Source organism: Alkalihalobacterium sp. APHAB7, from assembly GCF_048323755.1.
GTDB lineage: Bacteria > Bacillota > Bacilli > Bacillales > Bacillaceae_F > Alkalihalobacterium.
The window spans coordinates 134,375-154,286 of record NZ_JBLWFS010000002.1; the positions used below are offsets into that span (position 1 = coordinate 134,375).

General features: G+C 39.8%; 19 protein-coding genes. 12 read left to right on the forward strand and 7 right to left on the reverse strand.

The features are described from left to right. Positions 1-99: 99 nt before the first annotated feature. Genes ACNSTQ_RS03025 through mnhG form a run of 7 tightly spaced genes read left to right on the forward strand, consistent with a single transcriptional unit; the run spans position 100 to position 5,863 of the window. Complete coding sequence (locus tag ACNSTQ_RS03025) at positions 100-2,523, forward strand: Na+/H+ antiporter subunit A (protein WP_418198373.1); 2,424 nt, start codon at positions 100-102, stop codon at positions 2,521-2,523. Continuing rightward, positions 2,520-2,945, forward strand: a complete 426-nt coding sequence (locus ACNSTQ_RS03030; RefSeq protein ID WP_418198374.1) for a Na(+)/H(+) antiporter subunit B — start codon at positions 2,520-2,522, stop codon at positions 2,943-2,945. The genes ACNSTQ_RS03025 and ACNSTQ_RS03030 overlap by 4 nt, the downstream gene beginning before the upstream one ends. Further along, positions 2,945-3,283: a Na(+)/H(+) antiporter subunit C gene (locus tag ACNSTQ_RS03035; RefSeq protein WP_275118453.1), complete on the forward strand. Its 339-nt coding sequence runs from the start codon at positions 2,945-2,947 to the stop codon at positions 3,281-3,283. The genes ACNSTQ_RS03030 and ACNSTQ_RS03035 overlap by 1 nt, the downstream gene beginning before the upstream one ends. Further along, complete coding sequence (locus tag ACNSTQ_RS03040; protein WP_418198375.1) at positions 3,276-4,757, forward strand: Na+/H+ antiporter subunit D; 1,482 nt, start codon at positions 3,276-3,278, stop codon at positions 4,755-4,757. The genes ACNSTQ_RS03035 and ACNSTQ_RS03040 overlap by 8 nt, the downstream gene beginning before the upstream one ends. Before the next feature lie 5 nt (positions 4,758-4,762). Further along, a complete protein-coding gene (locus ACNSTQ_RS03045) occupies positions 4,763-5,239 on the forward strand; it encodes a Na+/H+ antiporter subunit E (protein ID WP_418198376.1) in 477 nt (158 codons plus the stop codon). Continuing rightward, positions 5,239-5,520, forward strand: coding sequence for a Na(+)/H(+) antiporter subunit F1 (locus ACNSTQ_RS03050; protein ID WP_418198560.1), 282 nt, complete (start codon positions 5,239-5,241; stop codon positions 5,518-5,520). Before ACNSTQ_RS03045 ends, ACNSTQ_RS03050 begins: the two co-directional genes overlap by 1 nt. After that, positions 5,495-5,863, forward strand: coding sequence for a monovalent cation/H(+) antiporter subunit G (mnhG, locus tag ACNSTQ_RS03055; RefSeq protein ID WP_418198377.1), 369 nt, complete (start codon positions 5,495-5,497; stop codon positions 5,861-5,863). Before ACNSTQ_RS03050 ends, mnhG begins: the two co-directional genes overlap by 26 nt. Before the next feature lie 652 nt (positions 5,864-6,515). Here the strand turns inward: mnhG and ACNSTQ_RS03060 are convergent. From ACNSTQ_RS03060 to ACNSTQ_RS03080, 5 genes are all read right to left on the reverse strand, one after another. Then, the gene (locus ACNSTQ_RS03060) at positions 6,516-6,659 is read right to left on the reverse strand and encodes a hypothetical protein (RefSeq protein WP_418198378.1); all 144 of its coding nucleotides are present in this window, start codon (positions 6,657-6,659) and stop codon (positions 6,516-6,518) included. 64 nt (positions 6,660-6,723) lie between these two features. Then, positions 6,724-8,058: a (Fe-S)-binding protein gene (locus tag ACNSTQ_RS03065; RefSeq protein WP_418198379.1), complete on the reverse strand. Its 1,335-nt coding sequence runs from the start codon at positions 8,056-8,058 to the stop codon at positions 6,724-6,726. Then, a complete protein-coding gene (glcD, locus tag ACNSTQ_RS03070; RefSeq protein ID WP_418198380.1) occupies positions 8,055-9,467 on the reverse strand; it encodes a glycolate oxidase subunit GlcD in 1,413 nt (470 codons plus the stop codon). Before glcD ends, ACNSTQ_RS03065 begins: the two co-directional genes overlap by 4 nt. 179 nt (positions 9,468-9,646) lie before the next feature. Continuing rightward, on the reverse strand, positions 9,647-10,789 hold the full coding sequence (locus tag ACNSTQ_RS03075) for a CdaR family transcriptional regulator (RefSeq protein ID WP_418198381.1): 1,143 nt from the start codon (positions 10,787-10,789) through the stop codon (positions 9,647-9,649). After that, a complete protein-coding gene (locus tag ACNSTQ_RS03080) occupies positions 10,789-11,586 on the reverse strand; it encodes a phosphatidylserine decarboxylase (protein ID WP_418198382.1) in 798 nt (265 codons plus the stop codon). The genes ACNSTQ_RS03075 and ACNSTQ_RS03080 overlap by 1 nt, the downstream gene beginning before the upstream one ends. A gap of 123 nt (positions 11,587-11,709) precedes the next feature. Here ACNSTQ_RS03080 and pssA point away from each other — a divergent pair, with 123 nt between their 5' ends. The 5 genes from pssA (at position 11,710) to ACNSTQ_RS03105 (ending at position 16,588) form a co-directional block, all read left to right on the forward strand. Next, entirely contained in the window at positions 11,710-12,249 is a 540-nt protein-coding gene (gene pssA / locus ACNSTQ_RS03085) for a CDP-diacylglycerol--serine O-phosphatidyltransferase (RefSeq protein ID WP_418198383.1), read from the forward strand. 133 nt (positions 12,250-12,382) lie between these two features. Then, positions 12,383-12,655, forward strand: coding sequence for an HU family DNA-binding protein (locus ACNSTQ_RS03090; RefSeq protein WP_418198384.1), 273 nt, complete (start codon positions 12,383-12,385; stop codon positions 12,653-12,655). Between the two features lie 405 nt (positions 12,656-13,060). Next, positions 13,061-14,221 (forward strand): iron-containing alcohol dehydrogenase, encoded by a 1,161-nt coding sequence (locus ACNSTQ_RS03095; RefSeq protein WP_275118443.1) that lies wholly within the window; start codon positions 13,061-13,063, stop codon positions 14,219-14,221. Between the two features lie 157 nt (positions 14,222-14,378). Then, positions 14,379-15,899, forward strand: a complete 1,521-nt coding sequence (gene adh / locus ACNSTQ_RS03100) for an aldehyde dehydrogenase (protein WP_418198385.1) — start codon at positions 14,379-14,381, stop codon at positions 15,897-15,899. 32 nt (positions 15,900-15,931) lie between these two features. Continuing rightward, positions 15,932-16,588, forward strand: a complete 657-nt coding sequence (locus tag ACNSTQ_RS03105) for a carboxymuconolactone decarboxylase family protein (protein WP_418198386.1) — start codon at positions 15,932-15,934, stop codon at positions 16,586-16,588. Positions 16,589-16,714: 126 nt separating this feature from the next. Here ACNSTQ_RS03105 and ACNSTQ_RS03110 read toward each other — a convergent pair whose 3' ends face one another. Both ACNSTQ_RS03110 and ACNSTQ_RS03115 read right to left on the reverse strand, forming a co-directional pair. Next, complete coding sequence (locus ACNSTQ_RS03110; protein WP_418198387.1) at positions 16,715-18,178, reverse strand: sigma-54-dependent transcriptional regulator; 1,464 nt, start codon at positions 18,176-18,178, stop codon at positions 16,715-16,717. Between the two features lie 52 nt (positions 18,179-18,230). Continuing rightward, complete coding sequence (locus ACNSTQ_RS03115; protein ID WP_418198388.1) at positions 18,231-19,907, reverse strand: ATP-binding protein; 1,677 nt, start codon at positions 19,905-19,907, stop codon at positions 18,231-18,233. Positions 19,908-19,912 lie beyond the last annotated feature (5 nt).

Consider the following 19,912-nt stretch of genomic DNA (forward strand, 5'->3'; position numbering starts at 1 on the left):
GCAACTATTCGTTTATTGACTGAGGAAAACTTAACACTTATGACTCAGCCTCTTTAAATCTGATATGTCACATAAACTATTTTAAGGAGGTAATAAACATTGACTGCTCTACACTGGGCTACAGTATCACCATTTTTACTAGCCATTCTTGTTCCATTTCTTTATAAGTATATCCGAAAGATACATACGGGCTGGTTTGTACTTGCGTTACCTGTATTCTTATTTATTTATTTCATTCAATTTCTACCGGTGACATCGAATGGGAATGTCGTAAAACATACAGTCCCATGGGTACCTTCTTTAGGTATAAATTTTACTGTTTATGTGGATGGACTTAGTTTACTCTTTTTATTACTGATTACCGGAATTGGTTCTCTCGTAGTTCTCTATTCTATCTATTACTTGTCAAAGAAAACAGAATCTCTAAATAACTTCTATGTTTATTTATTAATGTTCATGGGGGCAATGCTCGGAGTTGTTATTTCTGACAACTTAATTGTCTTATACGTTTTCTGGGAATTAACAAGTTTAGCGTCCTCTCTATTAATTAGTTATTGGTTCCATCGTGAAAAGTCCATTTACGGGGCTCAAAAATCAATGCTTATTACGGTGTTTGGCGGATTTGCAATGCTTGGTGGTTTCTCACTACTATACGTCATGACCAATACGTTCAGCATTCGCGGAATTATTGAACAAGCAGCTGTCATTGCGAATGATCCGTTAATTTTACCTGCTATGCTTCTCATTCTATTAGGGGCATTTACTAAATCGGCACAGTTCCCATTCCACATCTGGTTACCGGATGCGATGGAAGCACCTACACCTGTAAGTGCATACTTGCACTCAGCGACAATGGTTAAAGCCGGTATCTATCTAGTTGCTCGCTTGACTCCTGTTTTTGGCGGGTTACCAGAGTGGTTTTGGATTATCTCAGTGTTCGGTATATTCACATTGCTATGGGGCTCAGTCTCAGCTGTTCGTCAGAAGGATTTAAAGTCCATTCTCGCCTACTCAACGATCAGTCAGCTTGGTTTAATTATGGCATTACTAGGTCTAGGCTCAGCTTCCTTATACTATGGTACAGGGACAGAAGCAGCCCTTTACTATTCTGCGGCTACATTAGCAGCGGTCTTCCACTTAATTAACCATGCAACGTTTAAAGGCGGCTTGTTTATGGCCGTCGGTATTATCGACCATGAAACAGGGACACGGGATATTCGTAAGTTAGGTGGATTAATGGCCATCATGCCTATTACCTTTACGATCTCTTTAATTGGTCTCGCAGCAATGGCAGGTCTTCCTCCATTGAACGGTTTCTTAAGTAAGGAAATGTTCTTTACAGGTATTCTAAGAGCTTCGGAGCTAGACATTTTTAACATGCAAACGTGGGGCTTACTTTTTCCTGTAGTCGGTTGGATTGCTAGTGTTTTTACATTCGTCTACTGTACGATTATGTTCTTCAAAACATTCACTGGTAAATTTAAACCTGAAAACTATGATGTAAAACATGTACACGAGGCACCGATTGGAATGTTAATCAGTCCAATCATCCTAGTATCATTAGTTGTTATTTTCGGATTTTTCCCGAACCTTCTATCTTACACTGTCATTGAGCCAGCCATGGCAGCAATTCTTCCAGGTGTGTTAGACGAAGGTCAACGCTTCTATGTGAATATTTATCATTGGCACGGGTTGAATACCGAATTATTAATGACGATTGGTGTTATTGCTGTTGGGGTATTCATTTATTTAACAGCGAAGAAGTGGATGCAATTGAATATCTACTTAAAAGAGCGCGATCCACTAAACTATGTTTATGATCAATCATTAGTCGGTTTAATTAAAGGCTCTACTAGCGTTACTCAAATTCAAATGACTGGATTATTACGTGATTACTTTGCTTACATGATCACGTTCACGATTCTTTTACTTGGATACACATTTATCAGATACGATGTTTTTGCCATTGATACAGTCAATGTTGCTACTATCTCACCATACATGTGGATTTTAACACTCGTATTTATTGCAGCGACTTTATCTGTTCCGTTCATTAACCATCGAATTACTGCCATCATTATTGTTGGGGTAATCGGGTTCTTGCTCGCTTTATTCTTTGCCGTATTTAGAGCGCCTGACCTCGTGTTAACACAGTTACTAGTTGAAACGGTAATGGTCGTATTGTTACTACTTGCGTTTTATCATTTACCTGAGCTTAGAAAAGAAAAATTCACTCCACGCTTCAATGGTGTGAACTTAATCATTTCAATTGCTGTCGGTATTTTTGTAACGGTAACTGCATTTAGTTCATTTGCTCTTAGTACGTCCAATGGAATTGAACCGATTTCTCAATTTTTCGTGGAAAACTCTTATACGCTAGCTGCCGGGAAAAATATGGTTAACGTTATCCTCGTTGACTTCCGTGGACTTGATACGTTATTAGAGGTACTCGTACTTGGAATTGCAGCACTTGGAGTTGTTACGCTTATTAAGTTAAGAATGACTGGGAGGGAAGATGTATGAGGTCGAACAATGTAATGCTTCACACGATTACGCGGATTGTTACTTTCATTATTCTCGCCTTCTCCGTCTACTTATTTTTTGCTGGACATAACAATCCAGGTGGAGGGTTTATAGGTGGATTAATGACGGCAAGTGCTTTATTACTTATGTATTTAGGCTTCGATATGAAAAGTGTAAAAAAAGCAATCCCATTTAACTTCACCCATATGATTGCGGTTGGGTTATTAATTTCAATCTTTACGGGGCTTGGAAGTATCGGTCTTGGTTTTCCTTTCTTAACTCAGTTTGATCGTTATGTTACAGTCCCATTTTTAGGCGAGTTTCACTTAACAACTGCATTACCGTTTGATTTAGGCATTTACTTGGTTGTTGTCGGTATTGCATTGTTAATAATCTTAACGATTGCGGAGGATGATGCTTAATGGAAATCTTAATGTCCATCACAGTTGGTGTCCTCTTTATGGTCGGTACGTATTTAATCTTAACGAAAAGTTTATTACGCCTTGTTTTAGGATTAATGCTGCTTTCTCATGGTGCACATCTATTGTTACTGACAATGTCGGGATTAAAAAGAGGAGCCCCTCCTTTACTAGGAGAAGAAGCTCCCTTCTATGCCGATCCGCTGCCACAAGCTTTAATTCTAACAGCAATTGTTATTAGCTTTGGTGTGACGGCATTTTTACTCGTATTAGCTTATCGAACGTATAAAGAGCACAAAACAGATGATTTAGATAAATTAAGGGGAACTGGCGATGAATAATTTAGTAATATTACCAATATTAATACCATTTATCATCGGGACTGTACTCATCTTATTTGCGAAAAAGCATAAGATCCAACGCGTGATCAGTGGGATTACAGTTTTTGCTCTTCTTGGTGTATCTATCTACTTAGCCGTTTTAGTCTATCAAGAAGGCATTCAAACAATAGAACTAGGGAATTGGCAAGCACCATTTGGTATCATCCTAGTTGCTGATATGTTTGCTACGATGATGGTCGTGCTTTCAAGTATTGTAGGTCTTGTCTGTTTATTTTTTGCCTTTCAAACGATTTCAAGTGAACGCGAAAAATATTACTTTTATCCGTTTTACTTTTTCCTGCTGACAGGGGTAAACGGTGCATTTTTAACAGGCGATTTGTTTAACTTGTTCGTATTCTTCGAAGTTATGCTTATTGCATCATACATTTTAATTGTTATGGGCGGAACCAAATATCAACTACGTGAATCTTTAAAATATGTAGCTATCAATATATTCGCTTCGATCCTGTTTATCGTCGGTGTTGCTTACATTTACGCAGCAACTGGAACGTTAAACATGGCTGATTTAGCAGTTAAAGTAGCATTACTAGAACAACAAGGGGTATTAAATGTAATTGCGATCCTCTTCCTGATCATATTTGGAATGAAGGGTGCATTATTTCCACTCTACTTCTGGTTGCCTCGTTCTTACTATGGCCCGCCTGCTGCGATTGCCGCACTATTCGGGGGTCTATTAACTAAAGTAGGAATGTATGCAATTATTCGAATGTTTACGTTAATCTTTAATCATGACCCTGGCTTTACACATACGATCATTCTTATCCTGGCTGGATTAACAATGTTCTTTGGAGTATTAGGCGCGGTATCACAGTTTGACTTCAAACGTATCCTTTCCTATCACATTATTAGTCAGGTTGGTTACATGGTAATGGGTCTTGGGATATTTACACCGCTTGCAATTGCGGGTGCGATCTATTATATCGCTCACCACATTATCGTAAAAGCTGCACTATTCCTATTTGCGGGTGCGACACAAAAGTTAACAGGTACAACGAACTTAAAAGAGATGGGTGGAATATTAAAAACACATCCTTTGCTTGCTTGGCTGTTCTTTATTTCTGCTATTTCTTTAGCTGGTATCCCTCCACTAAGTGGGTTCTTCAGTAAGTTTGCCCTCATTCTTGCGGGCTTTGAAGAAGGACGTTACATTATCGTTACGGTTGCCTTAGTCGTAGGTTTATTAACCCTCTTCTCGATGATGAAAATCTTTATCTATGCTTTCTGGGGAGAGCAGAAGATGACTGAAAAGCAAGCAAAACAAAAGGTTGGAAAGTTAATTCTCCCAATTGTTCCTTTAGTCATTTTAACAATTGTGTTAGGCTTCTTCGCAGAACCGATCTTCTCATATTCACTAGAAGTTGCAGAAGAGCTTTTAAATCCTTCGATTTATATTAATTCTGTACTTAAGGAGTAGTTGCTATGGCTTTTCAAATCTTATTAAATCTCGTAATTGCCGTCATTTGGGTATTTTTGCAAAATAGCTACACTTGGGTCGACTTTTTAATCGGTTATGTAGTTGGTTTATTTATTCTATTTGTACTCAGACGTTTTCTAAGTTTCGATTTTTATTTCAGACGTGTGATCGCAGCAATCAAGCTGATCTTACTGTTTAGTAAAGAATTAATTCTAGCCAATTGGGATGTTATTAAGATCGTATTAAGTCCTAAAATGAATATTCAGCCTGGGATTATTGCAGTACCAACAAAGTTAGAAACGGAGTGGGAGTTGACACTGCTCGCTTCTCTTATCTCATTAACACCAGGTACGTTATCGATGGACTTTTCAGATGATAATAAAACGCTTTACATTCATTCCATCCATGTCCCTGACAAAGATGCGATGATTAAACAAATTCACAATACGTTTGAAAAAGCCATCATGGAGGTGACCCATTGATGCTACAAACTGTGTTACAAATCGTTCTCGTCATCATGTCCATTTCACTTTTCGTTTGCTTTGTTCGAGCAATCATTGGACCAACCATGCCAGACCGTGTAGTCGCACTAGATACATTTGGTATTAACTTAATTGGCTTTGTTGGAATCCTCATGATCATTCAAGAAACAACGGCTTATGCAGAAATTATTCTCGTCATCAGTATACTTGCTTTTGTCGGTTCTATCGCACTAGCTAAGTTCTTAGAAAGGGGTGTTGTCTTTGATCGAGATAATAATTAGCCTATTCGTCTTATTAGGAGGCTTTCTCAGCCTTTTAGGGGCGATTGGTATGATACGGTTCCCTGATGTATACGGACGCTTACACGCGGCCACAAAGAGTGCGACATTAGGCGTTATTTTAATCATGACAGCAACCTTCTTGTTCTTTCTTCTTTATGAACAACTGTTTGTTGCAAAAATCTTACTAACGATTATTTTCGTTTTCTTAACAGCACCAGTTGCTGGTCTGATGATGTCTAGATCCGCTTACCGCATCGGTGTACCGCTATGGGAACATAGCATTCAAGATGATTTGAAAGCAAAGATGGAAAAAGATAAGAAAAAGAGTCGTGCCAAAAGCTAAAGGAGATTTCTCCTTTAGCTTTTTTTGTTGGAGAGGGAAAAGAAGCCTATTTGGAAGAGTAGAGGAGGAAGATTAATTGCTTGAGTGTAAATCTAGGGGGAGTTCGGTTAGCATTGCTCCTCTTTGGTTACCGCTATAGCCTCTTTTTCCCTCTTGCGGGCACCATTGCTCCTCTTTGGTTACCGCTACATTCTCTTTTTCCCTCTTGCGGGCATCATTGTTGCTCTTGGATTACCGCTACAGCCTCTTTCTCCCTCTTGCGGGCACCATTGCTCCTCTTTGATTACCGCTACAGCCTCGGTTTCCCTCTTGCGGGCACCATTGCTCCTCTTTGGTTACCGCTACAGCCTCTTTTTCCCTCTTGCGGGCACCATTGCTCCTCTTTGGTTACCGCTCCATTCTCTTTTTCCCTCTTGCGGGCACCATTGCTCCTCTTTGGTTACCGCTACATTTTCTTTTTCCCTCTTGCGGGTACCATTGCTCCTCTTTGGTTACCGCTACAGCCTCGGTTTCCCTCTTGCGGGCCCATTGCTCCTCTTTGGTTACCGCTACATTCTCTTTTTCCCTCTTGCGGGCACCATTGCTCCTCTTTGGTTACCGCTACATTCTCTTTTTCCCTCTTGCGGGCACCATTGCTCCTCTTTGATTACCGCTACAGCCTCGGTTTCCCTCTTGCGGGCACCATTGCTCTTCTTTGGTTACCGCTACATTCTCTTTTTCCCTCTTGCGGGCACCATTGCTCTTCTTTGGTTACCGCTACAGCCTCTTTCTCCTTCTCACCAGCATCAGCACACATTAAAGCCCGCTTCTACTCAGCAAGAGCAAAAACGGGCTTCTACGGACATTATTAATCTTTTCAATTATTTGTGCTGTTCTGCATACTTTACCGCGTCAGCCAGTAAATCGACAATGTGCACAGCACTTACTTCTTTTGTCAGCTTCTCACGCTCAATGCCGGCTTTCATTTGTAACAGACAGCCTGGGTTTGCGGTTACGATCGTTTGTGCTGTTGTATTTTTGGCTTGTGCCATCTTATAATCTAAAATCTCATTGGCCATCTCTGGTTGAATGATATTGTAGATCCCTGCCGAACCGCAACAGTGATCGGCATTCTTCATTTCTCGAAATTCTACATCCTCGATCGATTGTAACAACTTACGCGGGGCAGAAGCGGTTTTCATCACGTTACGTAAATGACAAGAGTCTTGATACGTGACGATCTGTTTAGGAAGCTTCATCTTTGGCATTCCCACTTCAACTAAAATCTCCGTTATGTCTTTTACACTTCTAGCAAAGTTTCGCGCCCGCTCCACCCATTCTGGTTCATCTTTTAAAAGATGATCGTATTCTACAAGAAGAGCTCCACAGCCACCGGCATTTGAAATAATGTAATCGATTTGCTCATTTTCGAAGGCGATAATGTTTTTCTTGGCCATTTCTTTTGCTTGATTTTTTTCACCGCTATGAGCATGTAACGCACCACAACATCCTTGGTTTTGTGGAATGACTACTTCACATCCCGCTTTCTTTAATAAAAATAACGTAGAATCGTTTGTCTCCATAAACATCGTGTCCATTAAGCAACCTGAGAAGAAGGCAACTCGCTTCTTTTTAACACCCTCTGCTTGCACATAGGTTGGACGGTTTTTCATCGCTTTTGGTGATGGAATTTGTGGAAGTACCTTTTCCATCGTCGCCATGCTTCCTGGCATTAATTTTAATACATTCGTCGTTTGGACGACTTTTTGCACGCCGGATTTCTGATAAAACCAAAGCAAGCTATTCAAAGAGCGCATGCGGTTTTGGTATGGGAATAGTTGTTCAAACACCGTTCTACGAATGACGCGAACGGGCAGGCTGTGTTTCTTCGTTGCATTTAAAATATCTCTTGCTTCTTCTAATAAGTGCCCATATTTTACCCCTGACGGACACGCTGTTTCACATGCGCGACAGCCAAGACATAAATTTAATTGATTTTCAAAATCCTCATCGGGCTCCATTTTTCCATCGACGACTGCTTTCATTAAGGCAATACGCCCACGTGGAGATGCGGCCTCGTTCTGATCGTCTCCATACGTCGGACAGGTCGGTAAGCAGAAACCACAGCGCATACAGTTTAAAAGTTCGTCATAATCCATGCGCTTTTGAAATTCAATAACGGTCTGATTTTTTTGTTCTTCTGTCACTTTACTCATCGTTGTACAACCACCCGTTTCTTCGTTTCTTTCGCAAACACTTTACCAGGGTTCATAATGTTATTTGGATCAAAAGCGAACTTCAATGTTTTCATCGCATTTACGCCCTCTTCTCCTAGCTTCCATGCAAGGTAAGGGGCTTTCATGACGCCTACACCGTGTTCTCCGGTAATCGTGCCGCCTAACTCAATCGCTTTTGCAAAAATATCAGCAAACGCTTCTTCTACACGTTCCATTTCTTCTTTATTTCTAGCATCTGTCATACAAGTCGGATGTAAGTTTCCATCTCCTGCATGGCCAAATGTACAAATTTCAACTTGATGCTTTTTCGCAATTTCATCAATTGCTTTCACCATTTCTGCAATTTTTGAACGAGGGACTGTTGCATCCTCAAGAATTGTCGTTGGTTTCTTACGCGCCAATGCTGAAAGTGCGGCACGTCTTGCTGTCGCAAGTGCTAACCCTTCTTCTGCGGTTTGGGCAATTTGAACAGATTTCGCCTGCTGTTCCCGGCAGATTTCTGCAATTTTATCAATATCACGCTCTACGACTTCACGAGGACCATCTTGTTCAATTAAAAGAACAGCGCCAACATCTGTTGGTAATCCGATCTTAGCGAAGTCTTCAACCACTTCTAATGTACTTTGATCCATAAACTCAAGTGTTGCTGGAATAATTTTATTCGCAATAATTGATGATACAGCTGCTCCAGAAGCTTCTAAAGAGTCAAAAAGAGCCAGCATCGTCTTTTTCGTTTCAGGGATTGGAATAAGCTTTAACGTCGCTTCTGTAATCACTCCGAGCGTTCCTTCCGCTCCAACCATTAATCTCGTAAAATCATAACCTGCTACATCTTTAGCTAGTTTTCCACCAGTACGAATGACATCGCCATTCGGCAGCACAACTTCTAACGCAATCACGTAATCTCGAGTAACCCCGTATTTTAATCCACGAAGTCCACCTGAATTTTCATTAATATTGCCACCGATCGTAGATATTTTCATAGAACTTGGATCTGGCGGATAAAAAAGACCTTTTTCTTCTACCGCGTTAATCATGTCTAGCGTAATCACACCTGGTTGAACAGTCACTGTTAAGTTCTCTTCATCAATTTCTAAAATCTTGTTCATATGGGTAAATAACATGACAATACCGCCCTCTAACGGACAGGTGCCTGCACAAAGATTCGTACCTGAACCACGTGGAACGACCGGAACTTTGTATTCATTACAAACCTTAACAATTTCTTGGACTTCCTTCGTATTTCTCGGCTTAATGACCGCATCTGGCATCGCTTGATAATTCGGTGTCGCATCATATGAATACACAAGTAAACTTTCTTGTGAGTCTAATAAATTTTTAGGTCCAACAATTTGGAATAACTTTTCTTTCACTTCAGTTCGTAGCATAATAATCCTCCCGTAGACTATATAAGACACATAGAAGTGTTAAGTTGGAAAGATAGTCACCCTATCTCCTCTAAACCCACCACTTAGTCAGGTCATCTGATCTATTTTTATATCTCTAATTATAAAAAAATAACCCTCGTCATGCTATGTGTAAAAACACAAAGTTAGACGAGGATTATTCAGGTATCATTGTATGTTTCTCTAGTTTCTTTCCAAAATATATAGGCAATGTAACAAGTTGCTAAAAATTTGGGGTCTTTTAAATTCCCGCCTAAGCGCTCATGGATCCGCTTGAGCCGATAGTGCAGCGTATTAATATGGATATGTAGGTGTTCTGCCGTGTCTTTTAATGACATATGATATTGAAAGTAAGTTTCTAATGTTTCCATTAACTCAGCTTCTTCTGTCATTTTACCTAAAACCTTCTCAGTTACATCAAGCTTCATATCTAAGCTTATTTCAGCGAGGACGCCTTCTAATGTCAATTGCTCATAAAAAACGACTGGAACGGCAACTGACGCTGTCTGTAAGGCTTTCTTGGCTTCACTATAAGATTTTAAAACAAGGTCTGGGCTTTGTCTCGTTCCAACCCCAACAAAAATAGTCGTTTGGGTTAATTGCTCTAATTGTTTCCTTAACGTTTTTAACTGCTTAAAAAAATTCAGTTCATCTTTTTGATGTTTTAGTCCTTTTAAGAGTAAAATACGACCTTGCCCAGCTCGGACGATCGTATCAATGGCCGGTTCAGAAAACAGCAGTCGTAATCGTTCATCCGTTTCTTTTTCAACTAAATGTAAATCAGAATCGTTAGTACTTGTTAGCTTGATCAAGACACACATTCTTGAAAGATCCATGTCGAGCCCTAATAGCTGACCTCTTTCGTAAAACTCTTCACCAAACTCACGATTGTGTAACCATTCATACACAAATGTCTCAACACCGCGAATTTCAGAGTTCAACTTTTCGGCTGAATGTGCTTCTTGAATAATTAATTCGGTCATCCGTTGAATGAGTTCACCAAAGGGGGACACCGTTCTCGGATCACCCGTAATCCCAATCACACCGATTACGTCATGTTGAAAAAAGATCGGTAAGTTTAATCCTGCTTTTACACCTTCTAACGAATGAACGTCCGTAGCAGTAATTTCCATCTTTTGTTTTGAACGAAAAACGCGTAGCGCCCCTTCATGAAAATGACCCACTCGTTGACTGTCACTACCGGCTATGATGATGCCTTCAGTGTTGATAACGATTACTTCTTCGTCAATGACTTGCGTAACTTCATCTACTATACGTTGGGCCAATAACGAAAGGATCTTCACTACTCTTCATCCTTTGAAGTATGGATTGTACCAATTCTCATTCCTACTTTTACATCAGCAGGACATTGCAAGTGAGGATCTAATTCAACTAACCCTTTTTCAAATAAAAGAATGACTGTTGAACCAAACGTAAAATAACCGATCTCAGCCCCTTTTGTCACCTCTTCATCATGATGGGTTAACTCAATACTATTTACATTTAGTGCACCGACTTTAACAATTGCCATGTGTTTTTTATTGACGTCAATTTCAGTGATGTGACGGTAATTTTTCGATAATGGACGCTTTCCATATTTCAGACCTTGCTCATTTACAGGGTACGATTTTTTTCCGAGATACCAGCGTTCAAGGACACGACCAGAAATTGGACTATGAATACGGTGATAATGACTAGGACTTAAATAAAGAATAACAAAAGTACCTCCACAGTACATTTGACTCTTTACTTGACTGCCGAGCATTTCTTCAAGTGTATAATCTTGACCTTTGACACGAAACGCAGACTGTTCATTTAATGGGCCAACGTGAGCTAGTACACCATCAACCGGACTAACGAGAGCGTGTTCATCGGCATCGATCGGGCGAGTCCCTTCTTTTAAACGCCTCGTAAATAATTCATGTAAACTTTTATATTCATGTAATGGTTTTTCCATTTCCTCTGTATTTAAGTTATAAGCTTTTGTAAAGGAGCGATTGATGCCTTTACTTAAGCGGGAAGTTGTAAATGTACGTAACAAATGAGAGTTGACACGATTTCCGGATAATTCAACAAATGCACGATATAATTGCTTTTTCACAGAATACCTCCAAATAGACAATACTTTTTTCTCTAGTAGGCAACAGCCCTTTATGATATCATAAAATTTTAAGACAATTCAATATCTACTCCATTTTTTTACATAAACTTAAGGAGTGAAGTTATGTTTTTATTACAACACTTAGATCAAACCGTTAAAAAAATAAAAAGTCAAGCCGCAAACCTAATTACACTAATTAATTTAGGGTTCGGTGCAATGGCGATTTTATTAGTTCTACAAGGCGAACTGCGGACAAGTTTATTACTCATTACCATTGCTGCCGTATTTGATCGTCTGGACGGTATGGTTGCTCGTAAAACAAATACGACATCTGAACTCGGAAAACAACTTGACTCGCTTAGTGATATCATTTCATTTGGTGTTGCTCCTGCTATTTTATTATACCAAGCTGTTTTATTTACATTTGGGATGCCAGGCGCAATTTTCGCCATTATTTTTATCGCTTGCGGCGCGATTCGACTCGCACGATTTAACGTGACGGAAACGCATGGATTTTTTGTTGGGCTACCGATTACAGCAGCGGGACTCTTTTTAACATTGAGTTTTTTACTGATTGATATCATTCCTGACTATCATTTTATGTTCATTACTTTAATTCTAGCATTTCTAATGATTAGTACCTTCAAAATAAGAAAAATATAGAAATATATCAAAAAAACGAGAAAAAAATGGTATTTTTTCATGAAATTCTCTTTAAAGTCTTGACACTACTAGGGTTTCACGATTAAATTTGAGATGCAGGCAATTATTTATAGTAATGAAAGGGAGTTTTTCCATGAACAAGACAGATTTAGTTAATTCAGTTGCTGAACAAGCAGAGATCTCTAAAAAAGATGCAGCCAAAGCAGTAGACGCTGTATTTGAAAGCATTACTGACGCATTAAAAGATGGTGGAAAAGTTCAATTAGTTGGATTTGGAAGCTTTGAAGTACGTGAGCGTTCTGCTCGTAAAGGACGTAACCCACAAACTGGTGAAGAAATTGAAATTCCAGCTACTAAAAACCCAGCGTTCAAACCTGGTAAACAATTAAAAGACGCTGTAAACTAATTTTATATTTATAGTTGAATGAAAAAGCGATGGACAAGCTCCATTGCTTTTTTTTGTTGCCTTAATTAAACTTTAACGTTCGCCCTCACTTGATTCTTACACCTCATTTGAACGTTTGGCTCATTTTGACAATGGTTCGTCCATATCGGCCGAAAAATCGGCACCTATTCATTTCCACTATTTGTTTCGTATTATAATTTTTCGCAAAAGAAGCTCCTTCCATTCATTTATATAAAATTATTCTTCAACATTTTAATCATTGATGCCATAAGGCTTTTCCTTTTTCGACCCTTAATTGTTTCCGTTAAAATACAAATTACTTATTTAATATTCTAAACCTTTTTAATTTTTGGCACAGTGTTTGCAATATGAGTTATGAATTCAATTTTAAGGGGGAGTTTTACAATGGCAAACGAACAAGTATATGGATTTTATATTCCAAACGTCAATTTAATGGGTGTAGGAGCAGTGAAAGAAGCTGGACCACGAGTTAAATCTTTAGGGTGCAAAAAAGCGTTAATCGTTACCGATGAAGGTTTAAACCAAATGGGTGTCGCTGACGAAGTTGCTGCTCTCATTCGTGAAGCTGGTGTTGAAGTCGAAATTTTCCCTGGTGCTGAACCAAACCCAACGGATACAAATGTCCATGATGGATTAGCCGTTTACCAACAACAAGGATGCGATGCAATCATTTCATTAGGTGGCGGAAGTTCACATGACTGCGCAAAAGGTATCGGTCTTGTCGCAGCTAACGGCGGTAAGATCCACGATTATGAAGGAGTCGATCAATCCTCTTCACCGATGCCTCCACTCGTTGCCATCAATACGACTTCAGGTACGGCAAGTGAAATGACACGCTTTTGTATTATTACAGACACAGAAAGAAAAGTGAAAATGGCGATTGTCGACAAACATACAACACCTACAGTTTCGATTAACGATCCAATTTTAACAGTGAAGAAACCTAAAGGGTTAACTGCAGCTACTGGAGTCGATGCACTTACGCACGCTGTTGAAGCTTACGTATCAACGAATGCAACACCAATTACAGATGCTTGCGCATTACAAGCGATGAAAATTATTAGTAAAAACCTTCGTGCAGCTGTTGCAAATGGTGAAGATATCGAAGCGAGAAACCAGATGTCTTATGCACAATTTTTAGCAGGAATGGCGTTTAACAATGCATCTTTAGGATACGTTCACGCGATTGCTCACCAATTTGGCGGAATTTATAACTTACCTCATGGTGTGTGTAATGCGATCCTTCTACCTCACGTTGAGCGATTTAACTTAATTGCAAAACCTGAACGCTTTGTTGATATTGCTGTCGCTTTAGGTGAAAATGTAAGCGGTTTATCGACAAGAGAAGCAGCTGAAAAAGCGATCACAGCCATTGAAACACTGACAAAAGACGTTGGAATTCCAACAGGCTTTAAAGAACTAGGTGCAAAAGAAGAAGACATTCCAGTACTTGCTGAAAATGCGATGCGAGACGCTTGCGCATTAACAAACCCTCGTAAAGCGACGATGGATGAACTTCAAGAGATTATTCGCGCTTCCTACTAAAGGAACTTTTTGTCCTCCTTTTTGAAGATATTTGGTACACAAAACACATGAAGGTTAAGAAATTCATTTCGTTAAAATAGTTCACAAATCACAATCACAAATCGGGATGGGTCTATTCCCATCCTTTATTTCATATAGATAGATGGAGGTAATGGACATGATTTATGCAAACCCTGGAGAATTAAACGCAAAAGTGACATTTAAAAAACGGTACGAAAATTACATTAATGGCGAGTGGACCGCCCCGGTGAACGGTGAGTACTTTGAAAATAAAACACCGGTTACTGGCCAAGTCTTTTGTGAGGTCGCACGCTCATCTGCTGAAGATATCGAAATGGCCCTTGATGCGGCACACGCAGCAAAGACAAGCTGGGGAATGACACCACCTGCTGAACGCGCCATTATTTTAAATAAAATTGCCGATCGCATGGAAGAAAACTTAGAAATGCTGGCAGTGGCTGAAACGTGGGAAAACGGAAAAGCGGTTCGCGAAACATTAAATGCGGATATTCCGCTTGCGATTGACCACTTCCGTTATTTTGCTGGTGTCGTTCGCAGTCAAGAAGGAAGCATTTCGCAAATTGACAGCAACACGGTTGCCTATCACTTCCATGAGCCATTAGGGGTAGTCGGCCAAATCATTCCGTGGAACTTCCCAATCTTAATGGCCATATGGAAGCTTGCTCCTGCACTTGCTGCTGGAAACTGCGTCGTTCTTAAGCCAGCGGAACAAACGCCTATATCCATTTTGGTTCTTATGGAACTAATTGAAGACTTACTTCCTAAAGGCGTTGTCAACATCGTCAATGGCTTCGGTGTCGAAGCAGGTAAGCCACTCGCTTCTAGTGATCGTATCGCAAAAATTGCATTCACTGGAGAAACGACAACAGGTCGCCTCATCATGCAATACGCGTCTGAAAATATCATTCCTGTCACCCTTGAGCTTGGCGGAAAATCACCGAATATCTTCTTCCCTGACATTATGGAAAAGGACGATGCGTTTTTTGATAAAGCGATTGAAGGGTTTGTGATGTTTGCCTTAAACCAAGGCGAAGTGTGTACATGCCCGTCTCGTGCCCTTGTACATGAGTCGATTTATGAGCCATTTATGGAGCGAGTCCTTCAACGTGTCGAGGCCATTAAAACAGGAAACCCGCTAGATACCGATACGATGATGGGTGCACAAGCGTCTCAAGAACAACTTGAGAAGATCCTTTCTTACTTAGAAATTGGTAAACAAGAAGGTGCACAATGTTTAATTGGTGGAGAGCGCAATGAGTTAGGCAATGAATTGAAAGACGGTTATTACGTGAAACCGACTGTGTTTAAAGGAGATAATAGCATGCGTATCTTCCAAGAGGAGATTTTCGGACCTGTTGTAGCTGTAACGACGTTTAGTGACGCAGAAGAAGCGCTTGCTATTGCCAATGACACGTTGTACGGATTAGGGGCTGGCGTCTGGTCTCGTAACATCAATACAGCGTACCGTTTTGGCCGTAACATTCAAGCTGGACGTGTATGGACGAATTGTTACCATGCTTACCCTGCTCATGCGGCATTCGGCGGGTATAAGAAGTCAGGGATCGGCCGTGAAAATCATAAGATGATGCTCAGCCATTATCAGCAGACGAAAAACATGCTCGTAAGTTACAGCGAAGACGCTCTAGGATTCTTTTAAAAACATAGATCATTTTTTAGGGAGTGAACGTATTGTCAGATAAAGATATTTTATATAAAAAATCGACGTTTAATCGAATAGGAGAACTAAATAAATATGTACCGGATTCGTTTAAAGCTTTTCTTAACTTTGATCAGCAAGCGTTAAGCAGTGGTGAATTAACGACGAAACAAAAAGAGCTTATTGCCGTCGCAATCGCTCATATTACAGGCTGCCCGTATTGCATTGACCTTCATGTGACCAACAGTAAAAAAGAAGAAGTGACGCTTGAAGAGTTATCCGAATCGATTATGGTCGCAACCGCTCTTAAAGCCGGGTCCGCCCTCGCTCACGGTGTCAATGCACTGAACTCGTATACAGATGAAACCGAAGTGTTATACAAACAACAATATTTTGGGCGAATTATGGAATTCTCCAAGCTAACAGGTGACTCGTTCGCTGCTTTTATTGACTTTGATCAGAAAGCACTGAAAGACGGAGCATTATCAAGCAAAGAAAAAGAAATAATCGCTGTCGCTTGCGCCCATACCACAGGCTGCCCGTATTGTATCGACCTTCATACAAAGGCCGCTAAAAAAGCAGGTGCGTCACTCAATGAACTCGCCGAGGCTGTGATGGTAGCAACCGCACTTAAAGCCGGCTCAGCACTGGCTCACGCTGTCAATATGTTAGAAGCTTATGATGCATAATAGCTTGCAATAGTAAGGGCAATCTATTCTGCTCAGCGGACTAGATCAAGATAAAGTTAATAAACTATTAACTAGAAAAATCGCATTGGAACTAGGATCCAATGCGATTTTCTTGTGCTGTCGAATTTAGTGGACGCCGTGCCCTTTTTCGTTTAATATGTAACGAAGTTTTCTAACGGTCGTATTTAGTTTTTTCGACGCTTCTTTTCGGTTCCCCAGTGTGTCGCGCAGGGCTTTGTAGACGAATGCTTTTTCAACAACTTCCTCTAGTTTTTTTATATTTTCCTTCACTTGCTCTAGATCGCCTTGTTCTTCTAACAAATCGATCATCTCACCATTCCACTGCTCTAAAAACCGTTCCAGCTCAGACTTTGAAAAGTCTTTGCCAGCAGGCTCCGGGGCTGACTCCACTTCCTGTCTTTGAATAGGGATTACTTTTTTACGTTCGCGGATCGTTACTGGCAAGTAGTCTGGCGTAATGATGGTCGTTTCACCTTCTGCTAACGCTACAGCTCGTGTCACGACATTCGACAATTCACGAATATTTCCCGGCCAATGATAGTCTTCCATCATGGCTAAAGATTCGTGTGAGAATTCAATCGCTGGCTGGTTTTCTAGTAACTTCTGAATTAGCAGTGAAAGGTCTTCTTTCCGCTCTCGTAAAGGCGGAATATGTAATTTCACGACATCGAGCCGGTAGAGCAAATCCTCACGAAATGAGCGATTACGTACCGCTTCGTGTAAATTCACATGGGACGCTGCCACAATTCTCGCATTTGTTTTTAGCGTATGCTCACTACCAACTCGCATAAACTCTCTCGTCTCTAAAACTCGGAGAAGCTTTACTTGAATGGCTGGTGAGGCTTCTGCTATTTCATCTAAAAAGAGCGTACCTTGACTGGCAATTTCAAACAGCCCTTTTCGTTGCTGTCCCGCTCCTGTGAACGCCCCTTTTTCATGTCCAAATAATTCACTTTCTAACAACGTTTCCGTTAATGCCCCACAGTTCAAACCGATAAACGGGTTCTGTACCCGGTGACTCGCTTCATGAATAAACCGAGCCAGCACTTCCTTACCTGTCCCCGTCTCTCCTTCTAGTAAAATGTTAATATTTTTACTCGCAAACTTATAGGCCATCTTAAGCATTGTTTTCATTTCAGTGCTGTTTCCTATGATCATCCCAATTTGTTCGGCCACTTTAGAAATTTCTTCATCTAAAAAAGCACCCGGAACGTGAAGCAAATTGTCCACATGTTTTTCGAGCTCATCAATATCATCAAACGGCTTTTCAATGTAATCATTCGCGCCATTTTTAATCGCATCAACAGCGGTCTTAACCGTACTATAGCCTGTCATAATAATGACCTTACATGAAGGCGTTTTTTCCTTGATCATTTGTAACACTTGTAGTCCGTTCGTATCCGGCATTTTTAAATCAACCATGGCAAGGTGAAAACTCGTTTGGTTTAAGTGATCAACGACTTCATGATAAGTCCGTGCTACACTTACTTCATAGCCTTTCTTGGTAAATAAGTAACTTAAGAAATTTCCAATTTCGTATTCATCATCAACAACGAGCAGTTTTGTCATTTAAACACTCCTTCCTTTAGGGAGTTTAGAACTTTTCAATTTCCTCATGTATTTAATCGCCTTCTTTTTTCATGGGTACTAATAAAATAAATGTACTTCCCTTTCCTTTTTCACTGTTTACTTCAATGCCGCCGCCATGTTCTTTGGCAATGCCTAAACTAACAGACAAACCTAATCCAGTTCCATTCATCGCATCTTTCGTCGTGTAAAACGGACGAAAGATTTCGTTAATTTCTTGTTCACTTATGCCAACCCCATTATCATGTACTGACAAATAAACAAATGTTTCATTTTTGATCTGCCTCATCCCTGTTTTAATTAAAATCTCTTTTTCTAGTTGCTCAGTTTCTTCTAAAGCATCTCTTGCATTTAAAATAAAATTAATAACAATTTGTTCGAGCTGTTGTAAATTACCTTCTATCACCGGAAGCGACGGATCAAGATCAACACACAACGATACACATTGTCTTTCAATCTGATAACGAATTAAGCTCAAGACCTCTTCAACGGCTTTATTGATTTGACATGGCTCAAATTCATATTCATCTTGGCGGGAAAATGTTAATAGATTACGGATGATATTTTTACTTCGCACCCCGCAATTATGAATATCTTTCAATAAATTGTAGGCCGGATCCTGCTCATTAAAATCACGTAATAGTAATTGACTATTCCCGATAACAGCGGTTAACGGACTATTCAATTCATGTGCCACTCCAGCCGCCATTTCTCCAATAGCAGCCAATTTACCTGAATGCATCAATTGCGCTTCGGTATATAATTTTTTCGTTACATCTTTCAAATAAATAATGACCCCGTACATTTCTTGCGTTTCATTAAAAACAGGATATGTATAAATATCACAAATTCGATTATGATCTAATCGCGACTGGCGAAATGCGGTTTTCTTCGTCCGGTAGCTTTCGCTGACTGGACAGTCAATTGGATCTTGATAATGAATGACTTCATACGTTTTTCTTCCATACAAGTGGTCATCTTCTAATTGAAAAAACGCTTTGACCGCATCATTAAAGCGAATAATCCGATAATCTAAATCCACAAATAAAATTAAATCTTGAACGGCACGAAACGTTTCTTCCCATTCTTTTTTTCCATTTAATACCGCATTATATAATGAAGAGTTTTCTATACAAACCGCCATTTGATCAGCTAGTTGTTCAAGAAACGAAAAATCATCATTCGGGTAATCAATTCTCGTCTTACTTCCAAGACTGAGCACACCAATCACTTGTTTTTTTCGAAAAAGAGGTAAGCAAACAACGGTCTCAATTCCTAAAAGCTTCATCGTATTTTTTTCGACGTCAGATAATTGGCCAAATGTTCCATTCACATCATTCATAAGAACCTTCTTTTCATGGATCACCTGATAATACAATGAATTTTTATTTGGCAGGACTTCCCCTACTTTTAAGAAAAACGAATCTTGCGGGTACACATTCGTTAAGATTAACTGTTGACCTTCGTAAATCGTGAGGCTAATTCGATCAAACGTATACAGCTTTTCAAGTTTTTCCATGATGTTTTTCAGGAGTTCATCCATCGTCATGTCAATCGTAAAACTTTTCGTCACTTCATTAATAATTTCCAGTTTCATGTTTTTCTTTTCGAGTTGTTCAACCATTTTCTTCAGTTCTGTATAGTAATTTCTTTTGGACGATTTAACCCCTGTTAATCTCTCAATCATCATCTGTTTTTCATTGATCGGCATTGGTC